This is a genomic window from Devosia pacifica (assembly GCF_014652635.1).
GTDB lineage: Bacteria > Pseudomonadota > Alphaproteobacteria > Rhizobiales > Devosiaceae > Devosia > Devosia pacifica.
Genome location: NZ_BMZE01000001.1, coordinates 243,516 through 262,727 on the forward strand (window position 1 = coordinate 243,516; position 19,212 = coordinate 262,727).

20 protein-coding genes, 1 tRNA gene and 1 pseudogene are annotated in these 19,212 nt (G+C 60.1%); 11 read left to right on the forward strand and 11 right to left on the reverse strand.

Annotated elements, in window-relative coordinates:
• Positions 1–21: 21 nt before the first annotated feature.
• Positions 22–1,185 (reverse strand): FAD-dependent monooxygenase, encoded by a 1,164-nt coding sequence (locus tag IE127_RS01150; protein WP_189422593.1) that lies wholly within the window; start codon positions 1,183–1,185, stop codon positions 22–24.
• A 157-nt stretch (positions 1,186–1,342) separates the two neighbouring features.
• Here IE127_RS01150 and IE127_RS01155 point away from each other — a divergent pair, with 157 nt between their 5' ends.
• The 3 genes from IE127_RS01155 to IE127_RS01165 are packed head-to-tail and all read left to right on the forward strand — an operon-like array spanning position 1,343 to position 3,683.
• Complete coding sequence (locus IE127_RS01155) at positions 1,343–2,227, forward strand: TerC family protein (protein ID WP_189422594.1); 885 nt, start codon at positions 1,343–1,345, stop codon at positions 2,225–2,227.
• The gene (locus IE127_RS01160) at positions 2,224–3,195 is read left to right on the forward strand and encodes a quinone oxidoreductase family protein (protein WP_189422595.1); all 972 of its coding nucleotides are present in this window, start codon (positions 2,224–2,226) and stop codon (positions 3,193–3,195) included. The genes IE127_RS01155 and IE127_RS01160 overlap by 4 nt, the downstream gene beginning before the upstream one ends.
• A gap of 14 nt (positions 3,196–3,209) precedes the next feature.
• Positions 3,210–3,683 (forward strand): hypothetical protein, encoded by a 474-nt coding sequence (locus tag IE127_RS01165; RefSeq protein WP_189422597.1) that lies wholly within the window; start codon positions 3,210–3,212, stop codon positions 3,681–3,683.
• A gap of 10 nt (positions 3,684–3,693) precedes the next feature.
• Here the strand turns inward: IE127_RS01165 and IE127_RS01170 are convergent, their stop codons facing one another.
• On the reverse strand, positions 3,694–4,587 hold the full coding sequence (locus IE127_RS01170; protein ID WP_189422599.1) for a LysR family transcriptional regulator: 894 nt from the start codon (positions 4,585–4,587) through the stop codon (positions 3,694–3,696).
• A gap of 93 nt (positions 4,588–4,680) precedes the next feature.
• Between IE127_RS01170 and IE127_RS01175 the strand changes: the two genes are divergently transcribed.
• On the forward strand, positions 4,681–5,637 hold the full coding sequence (locus IE127_RS01175; protein WP_189422601.1) for an NAD-dependent epimerase/dehydratase family protein: 957 nt from the start codon (positions 4,681–4,683) through the stop codon (positions 5,635–5,637).
• Between the two features lie 6 nt (positions 5,638–5,643).
• Here IE127_RS01175 and IE127_RS01180 read toward each other — a convergent pair.
• Together IE127_RS01180 and hrpB are read right to left on the reverse strand one after the other, a co-directional pair.
• Positions 5,644–5,733, reverse strand: a tRNA-Ser gene (locus tag IE127_RS01180).
• Between the two features lie 40 nt (positions 5,734–5,773).
• Positions 5,774–8,245 (reverse strand): ATP-dependent helicase HrpB, encoded by a 2,472-nt coding sequence (hrpB, locus tag IE127_RS01185; protein WP_308430286.1) that lies wholly within the window; start codon positions 8,243–8,245, stop codon positions 5,774–5,776.
• Here hrpB and IE127_RS01190 point away from each other — a divergent pair.
• The 3 genes from IE127_RS01190 to IE127_RS01200 are packed head-to-tail and all read left to right on the forward strand — an operon-like array spanning position 8,238 to position 10,693.
• On the forward strand, positions 8,238–9,020 hold the full coding sequence (locus tag IE127_RS01190; protein WP_210310397.1) for a 5-oxoprolinase subunit B family protein: 783 nt from the start codon (positions 8,238–8,240) through the stop codon (positions 9,018–9,020). The genes hrpB and IE127_RS01190 overlap by 8 nt on opposite strands.
• Positions 9,017–9,904: a 5-oxoprolinase subunit C family protein gene (locus tag IE127_RS01195; RefSeq protein WP_189422605.1), complete on the forward strand. Its 888-nt coding sequence runs from the start codon at positions 9,017–9,019 to the stop codon at positions 9,902–9,904. Before IE127_RS01190 ends, IE127_RS01195 begins: the two co-directional genes overlap by 4 nt.
• Entirely contained in the window at positions 9,905–10,693 is a 789-nt protein-coding gene (locus tag IE127_RS01200; protein ID WP_189422606.1) for a LamB/YcsF family protein, read from the forward strand.
• Here the strand turns inward: IE127_RS01200 and IE127_RS01205 are convergent, their stop codons facing one another.
• Entirely contained in the window at positions 10,694–11,506 is an 813-nt protein-coding gene (locus IE127_RS01205; protein WP_189422607.1) for a potassium channel family protein, read from the reverse strand.
• 163 nt (positions 11,507–11,669) lie between these two features.
• On the opposite strand from IE127_RS01205, the gene IE127_RS01210 reads away from it, so the two are divergent.
• Positions 11,670–12,416 (forward strand): glycosyltransferase family 2 protein, encoded by a 747-nt coding sequence (locus IE127_RS01210; protein ID WP_189422608.1) that lies wholly within the window; start codon positions 11,670–11,672, stop codon positions 12,414–12,416.
• Positions 12,417–12,424: 8 nt separating this feature from the next.
• Here IE127_RS01210 and IE127_RS01215 read toward each other — a convergent pair.
• Both IE127_RS01215 and IE127_RS01220 read right to left on the reverse strand, forming a co-directional pair.
• Positions 12,425–12,775 (reverse strand): annotated as a pseudogene (locus IE127_RS01215) (cell wall hydrolase); the annotation flags it as partial.
• Positions 12,776–12,969: 194 nt separating this feature from the next.
• Positions 12,970–13,299, reverse strand: coding sequence for an SEC61-beta family protein (locus tag IE127_RS01220; RefSeq protein WP_189422610.1), 330 nt, complete (start codon positions 13,297–13,299; stop codon positions 12,970–12,972).
• Between the two features lie 136 nt (positions 13,300–13,435).
• Between IE127_RS01220 and IE127_RS01225 the strand changes: the two genes are divergently transcribed.
• From IE127_RS01225 to gatB, 3 genes are all read left to right on the forward strand, one after another.
• On the forward strand, positions 13,436–13,750 hold the full coding sequence (locus IE127_RS01225) for a chorismate mutase (protein ID WP_189422611.1): 315 nt from the start codon (positions 13,436–13,438) through the stop codon (positions 13,748–13,750).
• Positions 13,751–13,763: 13 nt separating this feature from the next.
• Positions 13,764–14,279 (forward strand): GNAT family N-acetyltransferase, encoded by a 516-nt coding sequence (locus IE127_RS01230; protein WP_189422612.1) that lies wholly within the window; start codon positions 13,764–13,766, stop codon positions 14,277–14,279.
• A 112-nt stretch (positions 14,280–14,391) separates the two neighbouring features.
• A complete protein-coding gene (gene gatB, locus IE127_RS01235) occupies positions 14,392–15,873 on the forward strand; it encodes an Asp-tRNA(Asn)/Glu-tRNA(Gln) amidotransferase subunit GatB (RefSeq protein WP_189422614.1) in 1,482 nt (493 codons plus the stop codon).
• A gap of 41 nt (positions 15,874–15,914) precedes the next feature.
• On the opposite strand, the gene IE127_RS01240 is transcribed toward gatB, so the two are convergent.
• The 4 genes from IE127_RS01240 to purM form a co-directional block, all read right to left on the reverse strand.
• Positions 15,915–16,832, reverse strand: a complete 918-nt coding sequence (locus IE127_RS01240; protein WP_189422616.1) for a DMT family transporter — start codon at positions 16,830–16,832, stop codon at positions 15,915–15,917.
• Positions 16,833–16,954: 122 nt separating this feature from the next.
• A complete protein-coding gene (gene purN / locus IE127_RS01245) occupies positions 16,955–17,554 on the reverse strand; it encodes a phosphoribosylglycinamide formyltransferase (protein WP_189422618.1) in 600 nt (199 codons plus the stop codon).
• A complete protein-coding gene (locus tag IE127_RS01250; protein WP_189422620.1) occupies positions 17,551–18,024 on the reverse strand; it encodes a P-loop nucleotide/nucleoside kinase family protein in 474 nt (157 codons plus the stop codon). The genes purN and IE127_RS01250 overlap by 4 nt, the downstream gene beginning before the upstream one ends.
• On the reverse strand, positions 18,025–19,101 hold the full coding sequence (gene purM, locus IE127_RS01255; RefSeq protein ID WP_189422622.1) for a phosphoribosylformylglycinamidine cyclo-ligase: 1,077 nt from the start codon (positions 19,099–19,101) through the stop codon (positions 18,025–18,027).
• Positions 19,102–19,212 lie beyond the last annotated feature (111 nt).

The following is a 19,212-nucleotide window of genomic DNA, read 5'->3' on the forward strand; positions in this document are numbered from 1 at the left end:
GGGCGCGTCAGCGCCCCTTTTTTATTGCCGGCCCATGCCGATGGACATTGCCTGCTTTCGCAACGCGGGCAGGGCGTTGAGGCCCCAGAGCCCGCCGGCCCGCAGCATCTGTGCTGGCAGATGTTCGGAAAGGAGAGAGCGAAACAGTGCGTCGACCATGCCGCCGGTTCTGGTAACATCTGTGGCCCGACGAACGGCATAAGCATCGCTCACCTCCTGGCCCCAGTTTGAATCAGAACGATCAGCGTTTTTTACCACCTCTGCAAGCGCTTCCACGTCGCGAAGGCCAAGGTTCAGTCCCTGCGCGCCAATCGGTGGAAACGCATGCCCGCTCTCTCCCACAAGCACCACGCCGCGGCGTCCGAGGGGCCGAACGGATAGAATGTTCAAAGGGAAAACGGCAGGCTTCGTCGCCATCTTGATATCGCCAAACAGCCTTTGGGATTTCTGCGCCAAAGCCTCGATCATCTCGGCGTCCGGTCGCGCGATGATGTGCTGCAACACATCCTGTCTGTCGATCCAGACGAGATTCGCCCGATTCTCTTCTGCCGGGACGAGCGTGAATGGACCATTGGGATAGTGAAACTCCACGGATGTGGCGTTGAGCGGCTTCTGCAGCTCCAGATCGCAAACCAATGCGGACTGTTCAAACTGCCGCTCGCGAGAAACGAAGCCTTCCACATGTCTACGCACAAACGACCGCTTGCCATCTGCGCCAACGATAAGCGGCGCCTCTATCTCACGCTCGTCGGCAAGAACAGCAATATGGGTGGACTCCTGCGCCTTGAGGTCAACGAGTGCACTATCGACAGCCGAAAGGTTTGGCAGGGACGCCCGAACCTTCGAGAAGGCCTCGTTGAGCGCGCTGTTCGCGAAATTCCACCCGAAGGCGTCGAGCCCCATGTCAGAGGCCTTGAACAAGCTTTCCGGGGCTCGGAACAGCCGATTTGTGGCGTCGATGATCCGTATGCGGCGCAGGGGATAACCGAGGCTCGCGGGATCCTCGATCAGGCCAGAGTAAACCAGATAGTCGACCACCGGCTGCATCAGCGCCGAGGTTCGTTGATCCTTGGCGGCGCCAGGAGCGGCATGAATCACGTCCAGGCCGGCACGGGCCAACGCAATTGCCGCCGCAAGCCCAGTCAGCCCGCCTCCTACAACTATGGCATCGGTCCGGTCGGTCATCCCATCTCTCGTGTCGGTTGGGCCATACAGCGCCCTAGGTGTTAGCATCGACACCGAAAATCGACCAGAGACCCTGCGATCAGCTTGTCGCGTCTTTCACAAGGCCGCTGTTGCTACTATGAGTCTACGTCATTCTTAAGCCAGCAGGAATTGCGTGATGATGGAATTGCTTGTCGACCCCAGTGTCTGGGTCGCGTTCTTGACATTGACCGTCATGGAGATCGTGCTCGGTATCGACAATATCGTTTTCATCTCCGTCCTGGTCTCACGGCTGCCGGCCGAACAGGCCGAGCGGGCGCGCAAGCTCGGCATTGCGCTGGCGCTGGTATTCCGCATCGTTCTGCTCCTGCTTATCTCCGTTATCGTGCAGCTCGAGGATCCGGTCATCAGTTTCGCCGGGTTCGATCTCTCCTGGAAAGATATCATCCTCATCGCCGGCGGCTTTTTCCTGATCTACAAGGCAACCCACGAAATGCATGCGGCTATTGAAGAGCCGCATGAAGTGAGCATCGCGGAAAAGGCCAAGGCCTCATTCCAGGCGATCATCCTGCAGATCGTCATCATCGATATGGTATTTTCGATCGACTCGATCATCACCGCAGTTGGCATGGTGCCTGCCGACCAGGTCATCGTGATGATTGCCGCCGTTCTCGTGGCGGTCGCCGTAATGTTCATCGCCTCTGGCCCGATCGCTCGGTTCGTGGCCGCGCACCCGACAACCAAGATGCTGGCTCTAGCCTTCCTGCTTCTCATCGGCGTGACCTTGGTAGCAGATGGTCTCGGCTTCCATATCCCGAAGGGCTACATCTACTCTGCGATGGCGTTTTCCGTATTGGTGGAAGCTGTTAACATATTTGCGAAGAGCCGCAGGATGGCCAATGCCGATCCGCAACGGCTTGCCGCAGCAACCGCTGTTCCGGGTAGCCGCGTCTCCGAAGAGGACGTGGCATCGGTTCAGACCGCAAAGCCAAGGCCGCGCTCCAATCCGGTGAGGAAGGCACAGGCCCGCCCGAAGTCCGCTCCGAGGAAGCCCAAGTCATGAGCATTGCCGTCGTCGTAGAAAATCAAGGAGGCCCCGAGGCCCTGAAGGTCACGGAAGTCACGGTGGGTGAACCGGGCCCTGGGCAGGTGCGCATCGTTCAGACTGCCATCGGCCTGAATTTTATCGACACTTACCAGCGTTCTGGTCTGTATCCCATTGAAACACCATTTGTCGCAGGGAACGAAGGCGTCGGGACCATTACTGCCGTCGGTCCCGATGTGGAGAGCTTCAAGCCCGGTGACAGAGTTACCTACAACGGCTCTCTAGGCGCCTATGCACGTGACAGGCTGCTGCCGGTAGAGAAGGTCATTCCAGTACCCGACGGGATCGATGACCGAGAGGTCGCGGCGATGATGCTCAAGGGCATGACCGCCTACTACCTGCTCTTCAAGACATGGCCGCTGAAAGCTGGCGAGACCATCCTCTATCATGCCGCTGCCGGGGGCGTCGGATTGTTGGCATGCCAGTGGGCAAAGGCAATCGGGGCTCGTGTCATCGGTACCGTAGGCTCGGCCGACAAGGCAGAACTCGCCCTTGAGAACGGGTGCGATGAAGTCATCAATTATCGCGAAGAGAACTTCGTCGAGCGTGTTCGTGATCTGACGGACGGCAAAGGCGTGGACGTCGTCTATGACGGCGTTGGCAAGGATACCTTTGAGTCTTCACTGGATTGCCTGCGCCCGCGCGGACTGATGGTGTCTTTTGGCAATGCTTCCGGTGTTGTCTCGATCCCCGATCTCGGGGTTCTGGCGCGCAAGGGCTCTTTGTATGTCACACGCCCGACCGCGGCCTCCTATTTCGCCAATCGCGAGGACATGCTGGAGGGCGCAGCGGCGCTCTTTGACGCCGTGAAATCCGAGGCGATAAAGGTCAACGTGAACCACACGTTCCGGCTGGAAGAGGCCGCCGAGGCGCATAGGGCCCTCGAGGCGCGGGAAACCACCGGTTCGGTCGTCCTCCTGCCTTGACGGAACGCTTTAAGGTGAACGAAGCGGAGCAATTCCTCCTCCGCTTCCCTGACATTAGAGCGGGACTGAACAAATCTCGCTTCGTCGCTGAGAACTGGCCGGTTGCGGTCGATATAGTCGAGGCGCCCGATCAAATCGGGCGGCTCTTTACGTGCTTTCGGATAAGCCTTGGGCGCATCAATCCGCATTTTCTGCACTGGCTACGGGTGCGCAATATGACCGTTGCCGAGGCGGTGCGCCGGATCGATCGGATGCCCTCTGCCGAGCGCCGTACCGTGCTCTCCTTCGCCACCGAGTTTCGAAGGCAGCCGAATGCAAGTCTCGAGCTGCCGTGCTATCGCCTGTCCGACGGAAACAGCCTGATCCTCGATGGGAATCATCACGCGGTGGCACTTGCTCTCAGCGGTCGTACTTCAAAGGTCGTCCTGCATTGCATTGAAGGACCGATGGACGAGAGTGCCATCAAAGGCATCGAACTCTGCCGGTGAAGCCATACGGCTAATCCTTCTCGCTGAGCATCCTCTGAAACTGCTCGACCAGCATGTCGAAGACTGCCCGCACGCGTGGCAGATGCCGCAGGTTCTCGTGCGTCACGATCCACGTCTCAAGCTTCGTGATGACGAGGTCGGGAAGGACGGGCACCAGGTTGCTATCGGCTAGCCCGACGGGCCTTTGAGCTGCGACAATTCCGAGACCAGCCCGCGCTGCCGCGAGCTGCGCGGGATGATTATCCGTCCGCACCACGTAGTTGGCCCGTTTTACCATCGGGAAAACCGCCTCCGACACTGCGAGAAAAGCCTGATCTTTGTCGGAGCCGATCAGATCGTGCGTCACCAGATCTTCGATCGTCGCGGGCGCGCCCCGGCGTGCGATATAGTCTCGGTGGGCGAACAGAGCTATCGGGATCGCACCCACCTTTCTGGTAACCAATGCATCCTGACGCGGCGGATGCATCCGAATTGCAAGGTCGACCTCCTGCTCAAGCAGGTTGGCGGAACGATTGCTAAGCACGATCTCGATTATCAGTTCGGGGAAGCGCTGCCGCAAAGAAGCGAGCATCGGCGGCAGCACCTCAACGCCAACAAAATCGGACACCGAAAGCCGGACGACCCCGGCAGGCTGATCGTGGCGCGAGGCCGCTGTGCGGACAAACGTTTCCGACGCCCGTCCCATGGCTCGCGCTGCGTCACCCAGCGACTTGGCGTGCTCTGTGGGGAACAAACCGCGCGCGGAGCGTGTGAACAGTACCGTGCCCAACGCATGCTCTAGCGCTTCGACCTGCGATCGCACCGTCGCCTGGGCAAGCCCAAGCCGCCTGGCAGCTGCGGACAAGCTGCCTTCTTCCAGCACTGCGAGAAAAGCCCTTTGTTGGTTCCAGTCGGTTGAGCTCATAAAAAATCTATCACCGGCTGCAACAAGTTCGTCAATTCCTTTGCTCCTCATCCTCGCCGAATATCACGCACAAGATCAGCGTGGAGATGACAGATGAATACTGGTAAAGCCCTTATCCTCGGCGCAACGGGTGGTGTTGGGAATGCCGTTGCACAAGCTCTGCTGCAGCACGGCTGGCAAGTCGCCGCCTTGACGCGCCGGGATGCGGGCGAAACCCGGACTTTGGACGACCGGATCGAGTGGCGTTCTGGTGATGCGATGTCCGCATCTGACGTCACGGCTGCTGCCCAGGATGCCGAGATTATCGTGCATGCAGTCAACCCGGCGGGCTATCGCAACTGGGGTAGCCTCGTCGTGCCGATGATCGAGAATACGATCGCCGCGGCAAGAAAAACCGGAGCGCGTATCGTTCTGCCCGGAACGATCTACAACTACGGCTTCGATGCCTTCCCGAACCTGAGCGAAGACTCGCCGCAAAACCCTGTCACAGAAAAGGGCAGGATACGCGTAGCTCTGGAGAGCCGGCTCGAGGCCGCCAGTCGCGAGGGGGTCCCTGTTCTGATCCTGCGATGCGGTGATTTCTTCGGCCCGGCTCGAGGCAGCAACTGGTTTGCACAGGCTTTGGTCACCCCAGGTCGCCGGCTAAAGGCCGTGACCTATCCCGGGCCTGAGGGCATTGGACACAGCTGGGCCTATCTCCCGGATATCGGTGAAACGGTGGCTCAACTGTTGGACCGGCGTGACCAGCTTGAAACGTTCGCCCGCTTCCACTTCGGCGGGCACTGGGATCCGGACGGTCGCGCTTTGCCGCGCGCGATAGCAGGAGCGTTGGGGCGCCCTGATTTGCGAACCAAGCATTTTCCCTGGAGCCTCGTCGGCGCCGCCGGCCTCTTCATGGAGACGCCGCGAGAGATCTACAAGATGCGCTATCTGTGGCGGCATTCGATCCGGCTATCGAACGAGAAGCTAGCGATGTTTCTCGGCAAGGAGCCCCACACGCCGCTCAACGTCGCAGTCGCTACCACGCTCAAGGCGCTCGAGGTGCGCTGATCTTGGTGGCGGGTAGGGAGGGATTCGAACCCCCGGAACGCTTGCACGTTCGCCGGTTTTCAAGACCGGAGCAATCGACCACTCTGCCACCTACCCACAGCGCCCGTTTAGCGTTTTGCCCCGGTAGTGTCCAGTCTCAGCGGCCGCGTGGTTTCGCACGACTTGTCGCTTCGGCAGATAGTGGATCATCTGGCCACGAATGCCGGGGATAGCGGCCCTTGAGCTCACGCGCCACCTCCCGCCAGGAGCCCCGCCAGAACCCGGGAAGATCTCGCGTGCTCTGGATCGGTCGCTGCGCAGGAGACAACAGCACAACCAGCAAGCCGATTCTGCCATCAGCAATGGTCGGATGATGGTCGAGGCCGAAAAGCTCCTGTGGTCGTGCCTGAAGTGTAGGTCCGTTCTCGTTCGCGTAGTCGATCGGCAAGCGCGAACCGGACGGCGCATCGAAATGGCTCGGCAACATGGTGTCGAGCTGCTGGCGCAACGCCCACGGGAGCAGCTCGAAGAGTGCCGACTCGAGCATGTCCGCGGTAATGTCCGAAAGCTTGCTGGAGGTTCCAATATGCGCAACGATCCAATCGGCACCATTATCTGCAAGTGCAGCGTCTGAAAGGTCGGGCCACGGCGCGCCGAGCTCTCTTGCGAGAAAGCTGGCTCGATCACGCAGGGCAAATTGGTTGCGCGACCACGGCAGCCGCTGGATGCCGATTTCAGCAATGGCTGCTGCCAACGCTTGCCCGACTTGGTCCTCCGGCTTCGGGGCCTCGGTTGTCTCGCTCAGCACCAGCGCGCCAAGCGTTCGCACATTGCGCACACGGATGGCTGCGGCCGCCTTGTCGAAATGCAGACGTCTTTCCTGTTTGATCCGGTGAGAGAAAAGCGTCTCAATCTCTTCAAGGTTCAGCCGGGCGGCAGAATGGATTCGGCTCCGGCTCGCCTCGCCTCCCAGATCGGTCACGACGATAAATGCCTCGTTCGCCAACGCGTGAGTTGGTTCGAGCGACGCGGCCCGGCCATTCGCCAGCCGAAACCTTCCTTTTGCACCTGCCGATTGGGCGACACGATCGGGGTAAGCGCGCGCTAAGTGATATCCGGCCGCTCCCGGATCGAGGCCTGAACCGGGGACCGCGCCTGCCAGCCGGCACCATTGTTCCGCAAGTTGGCGTGTCGACTTGGCCCGGGGCGAGTTGTCGCGCGCCAGGACTTCGAGCCTGACGCCGATGTCAACATCGTTGCCGCCAGCGCCCGGTTCCGTCAGCAATGCCCCAAGCGTCGCCGCCGTGCGCACGTCATTGTCCTCTCTCGCACCAAGCACCATGTGCGCAAGCCGCGGATGCATTGGCAGGCGGGCCATCTCACGGCCTCTCGCAGTAATCTGCGAAGCCGAATCCAGGGCATCGAGCGCGGCCAGCAAGGCCTCGGCTTCCTGCCAAGCGCTCGCTGGCGGCAGATCGAGAAAGCTCAAGGCATTAGGGTCTCGCACGCCGATCGAGGCGAGCTGGAGTACTATCCCGGTCAGATCCGCCTGAAGAATTTCCGGCGGATCGAACGGTTGCAGTCCTGCGGTCTGTCCCTCTGGCCACAGCCGATAGCACACGCCAGGTTCGGTCCGACCCGCGCGGCCGCGCCGCTGTTCGGCTGAGGCGCGAGAGACTTTGCGGGTCACCAGTCGCGTCAGGCCCGTCGCAGGATCGAACAATGGGCGCCGCGCAAGGCCGGAATCCACAACCACGCGTATGTCAGGAATGGTCAGGGAAGTCTCCGCGATCGATGTCGCTAGCACAACTTTTCGCCGACCGGCGGGAGAGGAGCGAATTGCGGCATCTTGATCCGCGGTTGCCATGCGCCCGAACAGCGCGAGAACATCAGTGTCATCGGCCACACGACCGCGGAGGGCGTCATAGACGCGGCTGATCTCCGCCTGTCCCGGCAGAAAGACCAGGATAGAGCCCCATTCTTCTTCAAGCGCCTGCAGCACCGCCCGCGCCACTTGTGGCTCAATAGGTTTTTGCGGCTCTGGCGGAAGGTATCTCGTTTCGATCGGAAAAGTCCGACCTGTCGCCTCGATCACCTGTGCGCCATCGATCCGCTCGGCGATCCTGGCTCCGTCGAGCGTGGCCGACATCACCAGAACCCGAAGATCGTCCCGCAGCGCCAGCGTGTCGAGCGCCAAAGCGAGTCCCAGATCAGCATCAAGGCTGCGTTCGTGAAACTCGTCAAACAGAACAGCCGCTACACCCGGCAATTCCGGATCATCGAGGATCATGCGCGTAAACACGCCTTCCGTGACCACTTCAATCCGTGTTCTCGCGCTCACACGACTTTCGAGCCGAACACGGTATCCCACTGTTTCGCCAACGGTTTCCCCAAGCAGCTGCGCCATTTGCCGGGCCGCCCCCCGCGCGGCTAACCGCCGTGGTTCAAGCACAATGACGCGTGAATCGGCGCGCCAGGCTTCGCCAAGAAGCGCCAGCGGAACGCGAGTCGTCTTGCCGGCTCCAGGCGGCGCGACCAGCACAGCTCTGCCACTATTGCTGAGGCACTCGCGTAGCAGTGGCAACACGTCGTCAATGGGGAGATGGGGCAGGGCGCTCGGCATGCGCATTCATTGCTCGTCAGGGCCTTTGGCCGCAAGCCCATCTGCTTGTCATGGCCATGCAAATCCGCCAGAGGTGGAGAACAGAAGGGAGAAAAGCGTGAACGTCGATCTGCCCGCTTCGCGAGACGCGCCCTCATGGCCTTCTGCAAGACTCCTGCCGCTCGGAGACCAGCATCTGCTGGTGCGCTTTTCCGAGGGGCTCACCCAATCGGCCAACGCGGCAGCGATTGAGTTCGCACAACTGCTGAACAGCAGCGAGATACCGGGCGTGCTTGAAACTGCACCCAATCTTGTATCTGTGCTGTTGCGCTACGATCCCGAAGCGATCTCCTTCATGCGACTTTCGGGCGAAATAGGGTTACGCCTGAAAACAAGCCGCGCGGCGCGAGCTTTGAATGCGAACCAGCACAAAATCCCGGTTCGTTTCGATGGCCCCGATCTCAATGAAGTCGCCGCTTCAGTCGAACTGGACATCGCAGCCTTCATCACCGCCCACAATGCAGCGCCCCTCAAGGCACTCGCCACGGGCTTCGCGCCCGGATTCGTCTATGCGGGTTTCCATTCAGAGGCCCTGAGGGTGCCCCGCCGAACGCGAGTGCGCCAGCAGGTCGCGGCCGGTAGCGTATTATTTGCGGCGGGCCAGACCGCGATTGCCGCGACTGATATACCAACAGGATGGCACGTCATCGGCCATACCGAATTCCGCAACTTCCACCCCGAGCAGGATCCGCCAAGCACTATTCGTCCAGGCGATACCCTGGTCTTTGAGGCTATCAAATGACCCGACTGCGCATCATCAGGGCGGGGGCTCTGGCCACTCTTCAGGATGCCGGCCGTTTTGGTTACCTTGCCCATGGAATCGGGGCATCGGGCCCAATGGACCGATCGGCGTTTTCAGCCGCTGCGTACATGACTGGCGGAGCTGGGCCCGTGGGAATTGAATTCACTACTGCAGGTCTGGAGCTTGAAGTCGAAGACGGCGCCTGTACGCTCGGGCTGGCCGGCGGAGAATTCTCCGCCACGGTCAATGGTAAGGCTATCGCGTGGCCCGGCGCCTGCGATCTTGCGACCGGAGATCGGCTAACGATAACAGCCGGCCCCACGGGCAATTTCGGCTATGTTCGGTTCCATGGGAACATCGAGATGGGCAGGGTGCTCAATAGCGCTTCGACCAACTCCCGGATTGGGTTAGGTGGCGCTCAGCTCTCGGCTGGAGATGCACTCGAAGTCCGTAGTGCCGCTGAGACGGAGCGCGGAATTGCGCCGCAACAAGTCGAGGATGGGCCGATCCGCGTCATCTGGGGCCTGCACGCCGAACAGTTCTCACCGGACGTACGAACTGCGTTCGTCACTGAAGCCTTTGAAATGACATCTCAAATGGATCGGATGGGCATGAGATTGCGCGATCCCTCGGGCGTCTTTGCCTCAGCACCGAACCTGAATCTCGTTTCGGACGCGATCGTTGATGGCGACATCCAGATCCTCGGCGACGGCACGCCGACGGTGCTGATGCGTGACCACCAGCCGACAGGCGGATACCCGCGTATCGCCACGGTCATCGGCAGCGATCAGGACCGGTTGGCGCAGTTGCGTCCTGGCACAAAAGTGATGTTCTCTCCGATCACTGTTGAGCATGCGCAGACGCTCCTGCGTCGAGGATACTGAATGCCGAGTATTGATCTGAATGCCGACCTCGGAGAAGGCGCCGGCACCGACGAGGATCTTTTGCACATAGTCACGAGCGCGTCGGTCGCTTGCGGCGGTCACGCAGGCGATACCGACAGCATGCGCCAGGTCTTGCAACTATGCAGCGAAAACGGCGTCCGCGTCGGCGCGCATCCAGGCTATGCCGACCGCGAGCGTTTTGGCCGGTTTCGCCTCGTTCTCCCGGTGGATCAATTGCTGTCCCAGGTTCGCTCGCAGCTGATCCATATCCGCTGGATAGCTGCCGAACTTGATGTGAAGCTCGAGTACATGAAGCTTCATGGCGCCCTTGCAAATCAGGCCAGCGAGGACCTCTCGCTTTCGATAGGGCTTTTCGCGACTGCCCTCGGCATGGACCCGCGCATGGCCACGCTTGCTCTCGACAACAGCATGCAGGTGCGTGCGGCCAAGGCCCTGGGAATGCCGTTGATCCGCGAGGCATACGCGGACCGCGCGTATTCCGACCAGGGATTGTTGATACCCCGCAATGCGGAGGGCGCTGTCATCGAAGATCGCGAAGAAGTCGTGGAGCGGTGCCTGCGCCTCGCAAAGGCAGGTGAGATCGTCTCTCACAGTGGCAAGGTCCTCGCCTCCGGCGCCCGCTCCATCTGTCTTCATGGTGATACCCCTGGTGCCGTCGAGCTTGCCCGGGCGGTCCGCGAAGCACTCGAACAGGAAGGCGTTGACGTCCGGTCACAAGCCCCGGAGGTCGAACTGTTCACAGACCTCAATAACCTCGAGGCCGACTGATCAGTCAGTATCGTCCGGGATGTTGAGGAGGTACCCGCACGCCTTGCAGTGCACAGCATCCTGATCATGTCGTTGCAGGCCGCACTGCGGACAGGGGAAGCGAACCTTGTTCGGGCGAAAGATCGATTGGGCGAGGCGGACGAACAGCGAGATGCCGACGATCATCACAACGATCGAGGTCAGCTTGCCCCAAGTCCCGGGCAGCGTGATGTCACCAAAGCCGGTCGTTGTTACGGTCGCTACCGTGAAGTACAGGGCATCGATATAGCCCTCGATCGAGTTATCGCGGCGCGCGAAAAAAGTGTAGACGAAGCCGGTCACCACGAACAGGAAGACCAACAGGTTGATCACCGCCTGTATCGGTTCGCGCAGATGGCTAAGGTTGCGCTTCCGCAGCGGGCGCCAGATGAAACCCGTTCTGCTGATCGTCCAGAGCCGCAAGATCCGAAGGAATCCGAGGTTCACCAGCCAGGTCGGCATCAACAATGTCAGCAGGATGAATACGTCGATGATAACCGGCAGCTGCCGCGCCCATCGCATCAGGTCCGATGTGGCCAGGGCTCTCGCTGTCAGGTCGAGAGCCAGCAGCGCCGCAACGGAATAATCGAACCAAAGGAATGCAGGTTCGCCACGAAGCAGCGGTGTCGCGATGAAAAACGCAATGATCGCGAGGTCAACAATCAGCACCGCGAACTGAAATCGCAACGCCTCTCGCGAATGGCCGTGATAGAGGACGCGGAGGCGCGCTCGCAGCCTCTGGAGGGCATTGCCGTGGCGCTCGTGCTTTTCGCTGGCATGCTGATGATCGTTCATGCACCGATCCGAACGTGGTATCTGGACCCGTCACCAATTGCACAACGTCCAGGCAATCGGAACCATCGGTTGTGCTGCAGCTAGCGAAAACGACAGAAAACCGTCACCGTCAGTTGCTCGCAGGTCCTACTCCAGATAAGGAGCGCCAACTCTTGGAGCATGCATGAAACTGGCATTCGTGATTCCGGCCTACAATGAAGAGGCCCTTGTCGGCAAATGCCTTGAATCCGTCCTTGCGGAAATTCAGCGGTCAGGCCGAGGCGACGATGTGGAAGTCGTCGTTGTCAATAACGCCTCTACCGATCGAACGGGCGAAATAGCGCGCAGCTTTAGCGGCATTCAGGTCGTCGATGAACACAAGAAAGGCCTCGTGCACGCACGTCATGCCGGTCTCGAGGCATCGACCGCAGAACTCGTGGCAAATATCGATTCCGATACGATCGTGCCGGAAGGGTGGCTGGACACCGTGTTCGACGAATTCGAGCGGGACCCGAAGCTCGTGGCGCTGAGTGGCCCATATGTCTACTACGACATGTCCGGCTGGAATCGGTTCCTCGTCAACATGTTCTATGGCCTGACATACCTGATCTATCTGATGAACCGGTTCGTGCTCCGAGTGGGCTCGGTGATCCAAGGCGGCAATTTCATCTTCAGGCGCTCCGCCTGGGTGTCGGTCGGCGGATATGACCGCACAATCGAGTTTTTCGGCGAAGATACAGACGTCGCGGTCCGCCTCTCGCGGGTCGGCGGGGTCAAGTGGACTTTCAAGCTGAAGATGAAGACCTCAGGGCGACGCCTTGAAAAAGAAGGCGTTTTCAGGACAGCCGGCACGTATACGCTGAACTTCTTCTGGGTCACGTTCCGCGGCAAGCCAGCTACCAAGAACTATAGCGACATCCGGCCGGACTAAGCGAGCTAACGCTTGACGTAGAACTCGTTGCCGCCGGCTTCCAACACATAGTGCATGTTGTTGTAGGGGAACCGGAGCCCTGCAGTATGGAAATGCTGAGCCCCACGCACGCCCGGATGGCGCTCTCCACGTAGCACGCGTCCCGACATCTGGTCCGCCAGCAGCACACCAGAATCAGTCATCTTCCGGCTCATCACGCCGCTAGCGAACTGATTAGGCTGGCCGACGACGCCACAGACCGTGTTTGGATAGCGCGGGTCATCTACCCTGTTCATCACCACCGTGCCCACCGCCAGCATGCCGTCCGCGCTCGAACGATTGGACTCGAAGTACATCGCGCGCATCAGACACTCTTTGTCCGACTTGCGCTGCGCGGTGAGAGTTGGAAAGCCGAAGCTGCTGCACCCCGCAACGGCAAGCGCCGCAACGCCGAGAACGACGCTACGCGTCAGGACTTTCAAAGGTGAAGGCATGTCGGATCCTCAGTGCACTGTTCCTCACAGAATGATCCGACAATCTTAACAAAGTTTTAGGGGTTCGCTACCCGGTGCGACTATCTGCGCCCAAGCAGAATGGCCACGATTAGCGCGAACACACCTGCGCCTACCAGCACGGGCACAGGGTCTTTCTTGATGGCGCGCCCTGTTTTATCAGCATAACGCGATAGTTCACGGCCCATAGCGTTGATCTGTTGGTGCAGCTCATCGGCAAATTCGGCAGCCTCTGTAGACCATTCGTCGATGCGATGCTCGCCGGTACGCGTAAAGTCACGGCTGACTTTCTCGAGATCGCGTTGGAGCGTTGCGATCTGTTTCTCCAGTTGACGCCGGTTTGGGGTCTTGCCGTGGCTGATGTCCCGAATGGCTCGATCGAATTGGTTCATGCTACACTCCTAGCTATACGGTCCGCGAACGCGCCGATCTGTCCTTTGGTTCCTTTAGAGTAGGCACCGGGCTGTTGCCTTGCTGGGTTTGGCAGTGCAACAAACAAGCAAACCTAAGCAATATGCAGGAGCTGTCGTGACCGCTGCCAAACTGCCTGAACAGTGCGAAACCAAGGAAGACGTTCGCACGGAAATCGACCGGATCGACCAAGCCCTTTTGAGCCTTTTCGCTGAACGGCACGGCTATGTGACGCGCATGGCCCAGATCAAGAGCGACCCTCACGAGGCCTACGACAAGACGCGTATCGAGGCGATTGTCGCCAAACAACGCTCACGCGCATTGGCACTTGATCTCGACGAGGATCAGGCAGAACTTATCTGGCGGACCCTGATCGATTGGAACATCAATTACGAGAAGGGAATCATCGCCGCGCGCCGACGCGCACAATGAGACCGGGATCGCCATGTCGTTCATAGGGATCAGAAACGCCGAACGTCGCGATGCGCCGCTATTGGTGCAGATCGCTTATGATGCCTGGGAGAGCGGCATTCTCGCCCTGCAACGTGAACGGCCCGGAATGCGGGCCGCCGAGCATAGGCGTCTCGAGAACATCGTCGCTGAAACCCTCGACCGCATAATCGTCGCGGAGCTCGACGACGTTCCCGTGGGCTGGTGTTCGCGAGCGCGTGGCCGCTCGTACATTCCGTTTCTGTTCGTTATGCCGGAGTTGCAGTGCCAGGGCATCGGCACACTATTGCTGCACCGCATGGAGGCGCTGCTGGAACTGGAAGGTGCGCGCCGCGTGCACCTCGAAACGCCTGCGGACAACGTGCGTGCCGTGAGATTCTACGAACGCCAGGGTTATCAAATTCTCGCTCTACGCGCCGAAGGCCCTTCAGCGCACCAACCGTTCATGAGTATTCATCTGGAAAAGCGGCTGATGCCATTCACAGGTGTCATTGACGAAGAGGAAGAGTAGGCGTCGCGCGTCTTGCCTGCTCTTTCCTAAACCGCTATCTCGCAGTTGAATACCTGCCGCAGCCCTGCCGGCACCAATACCATCCGCCAATACGGTCAGGACCAATCCGCGCATGACTCTCATCGACACGCGTACGCCCAATCCCAAGAACTTCATCAAGGGCTCTACCCAGGATTGGGAGATTATCATTGGCATGGAAGTGCACGCTCAGGTCACATCCGAGAGCAAGCTCTTCTCGGGCTCGTCCACCGAGTTCGGCAAGCCTGCCAACGAGAACGTATCCTTCGTCGATTCTGCCATGCCAGGCATGCTGCCTGTGATCAACGCGGAATGCGTCCGCCAGGCCGTTCGAACCGGGCTGGGTCTCAAGGCTGCGATCAACAAGCGCTCGATCTTCGACCGCAAGAACTATTTCTACCCGGATCTGCCGCAGGGCTATCAGATCAGCCAGTACAAGGATCCAATCGTCGGCGAGGGCAAGGTACAGCTCGAGGTTGATGGCGATATTGTCGAAATCGGCATTGAGCGCCTGCATCTCGAGCAGGACGCCGGCAAATCGATCCACGATCTGCATCCCTCAATGAGCTTCGTTGATCTCAACCGCTCCGGCATCGCGCTGATGGAAATCGTCTCGAAGCCGGACCTGCGCTCGTCGGACGAGGCGAAAGCCTATCTGTCGAAGCTGCGTGCCATCCTGCGCTACCTCGGTACTTGCGATGGCAATATGGAGCAGGGCTCCATGCGTGCCGATATCAATGTCTCCGTGCGGGCGCCTGGTGGCGAATTCGGTACCCGTTGCGAGATCAAGAACGTCAACTCCATGCGTTTCGCCGGCCAGGCGATCGAATACGAGGCGCGCCGGCAGATCGATATCCTCGAGGACGGTGGGGCCATCGATCAGGAAACGCGGCTTTACGATCCGAAGACCGGCCAGACCCGGTCGATGCGGACCAAGGAAGAAGCGCACGATTATCGCTACTTCCCCGATCCCGACCTGCTGCCGCTGGAATTTGACGATGCCTTCATCGCCGAGCTTGCGGAGAATCTGCCTGAGCTTCCCGACGAGAAGGCAGCTCGGTTCGTCGAGACCTACGGCATCACCCCGTACGACGCGATGGTGCTGACCCTTGAGCGGGAGTCCGCCGATTTTTACGAGAAAGTCGCCGAGGGCCGCGATGGCAAGCTCGCCGCAAACTGGATGATCAACGAGTTTTTCGCCCGGCTGAACAAGGAGGGTCTCGACGTCTCGACCAGCCCCGTCAGCGCAGCGCAGCTCGGCGGCATTGTCGAGCTGATCTCGCGCGGGGAAATTTCAGGCAAGATCGGCAAGGATCTGTTCGAGATCGTCTGGGCGGAAGGCGGCGATCCCGCCGAGATCGTCGAAGCCCGTGGCATGAAGCAGGTCACAGATACCGGCGCCATCGAGACCATTGTCGATGAGATCATCGCCGCCAATCCCGATCAGGTCGAGAAGGTCAAGGCCAAGCCGGGCCTGCTGGGATGGTTCGTCGGACAGGTGATGAAGCAGAGTGGCGGCAAGGCCAACCCGAAGGCCGTAAACGATATCCTGAAAGCAAAGCTCGAACTCGAATAAGCGAAGCGCAGCGGCGAACCGCTGCGACTATCAATGATGGGCTAGGCGGCGGTCTTCGCCGCCCTTGCTTTCTGCCGCCGCAGACCAAGCCACGTCGGCAGCCGGCCATCGATGAACAACAGGCCAATGAAGATCACCACCATCCCTATCAAATGGGCGGGTTGGATGAGCTCGCCAAGAAACACAAATCCAAGGACAATCGCCGAGACAGGCGCGATCAATGTCGTCGTAGCAAAATTTGTGGCGCCGACGCGCGGCAAGATGCGGTACATGACCTGGAAGGTGAAGGCTGTCGACAACAGCCCGATCAGCAGCGCCGCGCCCCAAGTCTCCGCCCGGGCAATATGCGGCACACCCTCGGAAATGAACGCCAGTGGCACCGCGCCGAGAGAAGCCCCTGTAAACGCGAGCGTCGCAAAGGTGGTTGGTTCGACGTGCTTGAAGCTGCGGTTCACGTTCAGCGCCACGGCATAGCAGAGCGTCGCCAAGAGACACGCCGCCATTGCCCAGAGACTGGAACTGCCGCCCGATGCCAGCGCAGGCGACATCAGGATCGCGGCTCCGCTGAACCCGAAGACCACGCCGAACACTTTCCAGCGCGTGCCTTTCTCCCCACCAATCCAGAAATGCGAGACGACAACGGTCATCACTGGCGTCAACGCGTTGATGATCGCGGCCACACCACTCGCGAGATGCTCCTGTGCCAGCGGGTAGAGCCCGAACGGCAATGCATAGGACAGGGCGCCCAAAAGACCCAGCTGGAGCCACAGTTTCGGATCTCGCGGTAGCGGTTTGCGCAGTACGCCCTGTATCGCCCAGCAGCCGCAGCCGGCGATCCCGACACGGAAAGCCGAAACCCAGAACGGCCCGAGTTCTCTGATCAGGATGGCGTTGAAGATAAAAGAGCAGCCCCAGATGGTCCCGAGGGTGAGAATCCACAACCAGTCTCGAAGTCCCATGAGGCTCGTCCTTTCACGCACGCCAAATGCTTAGGCCGCACTGTCGGCAGAGTCGAAGTGCAATTGGCGATAGCTCGCATCAATGACGTGAATGGGCGACCCGATTTCTACTGCGCTCAGGCTTAGCGTTCTGGCAGGGCGACTTTTCCTTCGATGAGGTCGCGTAGTGCCAGCGGGTAGATCAGGTGCTCTTGCTCAAGGACACGCGCCGCCAGAATATCGGGAGTATCATCCGGTAGTACCGGCACGCGCGCCTTGGCGATCACGGGGCCTTCGTCCAGTCCGGGGGTGACGAAATGAACGGAGCATCCGTGCTCTTTTGCACCATCCGCAATTGCCCGGTCATGGGTATCGAGCCCTTTGTAGGCCGGTAGCAGGGAGGGGTGGATGTTGATCAGGCGCCCGGCCCACCGCTCGACAAAGTCCTCTCCGAGGATCCGCATGAAGCCAGCAAGGCAGACATAGTCCGTCTCCCAGCTCTCGAGAATCTGCGTCATCGTATCTTCCAGCATGTCGCGGCTGGGGAAGCGGCTTTGTGCTACCGAGGCCGTCGCGATGCCTTCCTGCTCTGCCAGCTGCAGGCCGGGCGCGGCAGCTCTATTGGACAGCACACCGACGATCTCTGCAGGATAATCGGGCGACCGCGCCGCCTCGATCAGCGCCTTCATGTTTGAGCCACGTCCGGATATCAGAACGGCAACACGCTTTTTCTCAGTCGTCATGCTGGTGTGGGCCCCTCAGGTGGATCGAACAGGCTCAGTTCTTCCGCCGTTGGGCGTTCGAGCGCCTCGAGCCAGGAATCGACCATGTCTCGCGTGATTGGCGGCGTTTCGGCATCGCGAAGCGCGATCCGCCGGAACAGTTCATCTGCGGGCGCATCGAGAAACACCAGCTCTGCGGCAGCGCCAAGCGCTCGAGCACCTTGTCTGAGTGTGTCGCGCTCGGATCGCGCCCAAGTGCCCCACTCAATCACCGCGGTACCGCCAAGCGTCAGCACATGCTGTGCCTGCTGCCATTGCAGCGTCTCGATTGCTGCTCGCCTTGGCTCGTCGTAAAGGTCTAGCGCCAGATCATCCATCCACTCGTCCGGGCTATAGCGCACGACGTCGGGTTGTTCGGCCAATTGTCGAGCGAGGGTGGTCTTGCCGGAGCCCGGCAGCCCGCAAATTATAATCAGTCGCCCGCCCGGCATCTACAGCCCAAGCTGCCCGGAAAACGTGACCGGGTCGCCAGCTCGCTCGGTCAACTTGCCGATCACGCGGGCCGTTTCGCCGGCCTCGGTCAGGTGGGCCACCAGCGGGTCAGCGTCGCTCTCGTCGACCACCACAAGCATACCGACGCCGCAGTTGAAAGTACGCAGCATCTCGCGTTCACCGAGCCCGCCGGATCGAGCCAGCCAGCCGAACACCTCTGGAACCTTGATCAGAGACAGGTCGATATCTGCCGCAAGGCTTTCGGGCAGCACGCGTGGGATGTTGTCGATAAACCCACCGCCCGTGATATGCGCGAGGGCCTTTATACCGAGTCCGCGCTTCAAGGCATCGAGCAGTGGCCGGACATAAATCCGGGTCGGCGTTAGCAGTGCTTCGGCGAGAGATTGCGTCTCATCGAATGGAGCAGGTGCCGCCCAATCAGCACCGGCCATCTCAACGATCTTGCGAACCAGTGAATACCCGTTGGAATGAACGCCGGATGAGGCGATTGCTACCAGCGTATCGCCGGCGCCGATGTCCGGGCGTGGCAACAGTGCGCCACGCTCGGCTGCGCCAACGGCAAATCCCGCCAGATCATAGTCGCCGCCTTGGTACATGCCCGGCATTTCGGCTGTCTCACCGCCGATCAACGCGCATCCTGCCTGCCGGCAGCCTTCCGCAATGCCCTCCACAACAGACGTTGCCTGCTCGACATCGAGCTTGCCCGTCGCAAGATAGTCGAGAAAGAACAGTGGCTCCGCCCCCTGAACAATCAGGTCGTTGACGCACATCGCCACCAGATCCTGACCGATGGTATCGTGCCTGCCGGTCTCGATGGCGATCTTGAGTTTGGTGCCCACGCCATCATTCGCGGCGACCAGCACCGGGTCTGAGTACCCAGCCGCCCGCAGATCGAACAAACCGCCAAACCCGCCTATTTCGCCGTCTGCGCCTGGTCGGCGCGTCGATCTCACCGCAGGCTTTATCGCGTCTACAAGCGCGTTCCCGGCATCGATATCGACGCCCGCCTGCTTGTACGAAAGACCGTTTGGTGGCAGGTTTCGATGATCGGACATGGGCGAGAAAGTACCGGATTTTCGCAGGGCTTGCGTGAACGCGGGGACAGAAGTGTTTGCACTTTATGCAGCTGACCGCTAACAGCGCTGATAGCTTCTCCACCAGGGCGA

Bases quoted from the DNA above. Each gene is read 5' to 3' on its own strand.
- IE127_RS01175 (WP_189422601.1), top strand. From the start codon at position 4,681: ATGAATACTGGTAAAGCCCTTATCCTCGGCGCAACGGGTGGTGTTGGG.
- IE127_RS01155 (WP_189422594.1), top strand. From the start codon at position 1,343: ATGATGGAATTGCTTGTCGACCCCAGTGTCTGGGTCGCGTTCTTGACA.
- purM (WP_189422622.1), bottom strand. From the start codon at position 19,101: ATGTCCGATCATCGAAACCTGCCACCAAACGGTCTTTCGTACAAGCAG.
- IE127_RS01160 (WP_189422595.1), top strand. From the start codon at position 2,224: ATGAGCATTGCCGTCGTCGTAGAAAATCAAGGAGGCCCCGAGGCCCTG.
- IE127_RS01240 (WP_189422616.1), bottom strand. From the start codon at position 16,832: ATGGGACTTCGAGACTGGTTGTGGATTCTCACCCTCGGGACCATCTGG.
- IE127_RS01200 (WP_189422606.1), top strand. From the start codon at position 9,905: ATGCCGAGTATTGATCTGAATGCCGACCTCGGAGAAGGCGCCGGCACC.
- IE127_RS01210 (WP_189422608.1), top strand. From the start codon at position 11,670: ATGAAACTGGCATTCGTGATTCCGGCCTACAATGAAGAGGCCCTTGTC.
- IE127_RS01195 (WP_189422605.1), top strand. From the start codon at position 9,017: ATGACCCGACTGCGCATCATCAGGGCGGGGGCTCTGGCCACTCTTCAG.
- IE127_RS01205 (WP_189422607.1), bottom strand. From the start codon at position 11,506: ATGAACGATCATCAGCATGCCAGCGAAAAGCACGAGCGCCACGGCAAT.
- hrpB (WP_308430286.1), bottom strand. From the start codon at position 8,245: ATGCGCATGCCGAGCGCCCTGCCCCATCTCCCCATTGACGACGTGTTG.
- IE127_RS01170 (WP_189422599.1), bottom strand. From the start codon at position 4,587: ATGAGCTCAACCGACTGGAACCAACAAAGGGCTTTTCTCGCAGTGCTG.
- IE127_RS01150 (WP_189422593.1), bottom strand. From the start codon at position 1,185: ATGACCGACCGGACCGATGCCATAGTTGTAGGAGGCGGGCTGACTGGG.
- purN (WP_189422618.1), bottom strand. From the start codon at position 17,554: ATGACGACTGAGAAAAAGCGTGTTGCCGTTCTGATATCCGGACGTGGC.
- IE127_RS01190 (WP_210310397.1), top strand. From the start codon at position 8,238: ATGCGCATTCATTGCTCGTCAGGGCCTTTGGCCGCAAGCCCATCTGCT.
- gatB (WP_189422614.1), top strand. From the start codon at position 14,392: ATGACTCTCATCGACACGCGTACGCCCAATCCCAAGAACTTCATCAAG.
- IE127_RS01250 (WP_189422620.1), bottom strand. From the start codon at position 18,024: ATGCCGGGCGGGCGACTGATTATAATTTGCGGGCTGCCGGGCTCCGGC.
- IE127_RS01230 (WP_189422612.1), top strand. From the start codon at position 13,764: ATGTCGTTCATAGGGATCAGAAACGCCGAACGTCGCGATGCGCCGCTA.
- IE127_RS01220 (WP_189422610.1), bottom strand. From the start codon at position 13,299: ATGAACCAATTCGATCGAGCCATTCGGGACATCAGCCACGGCAAGACC.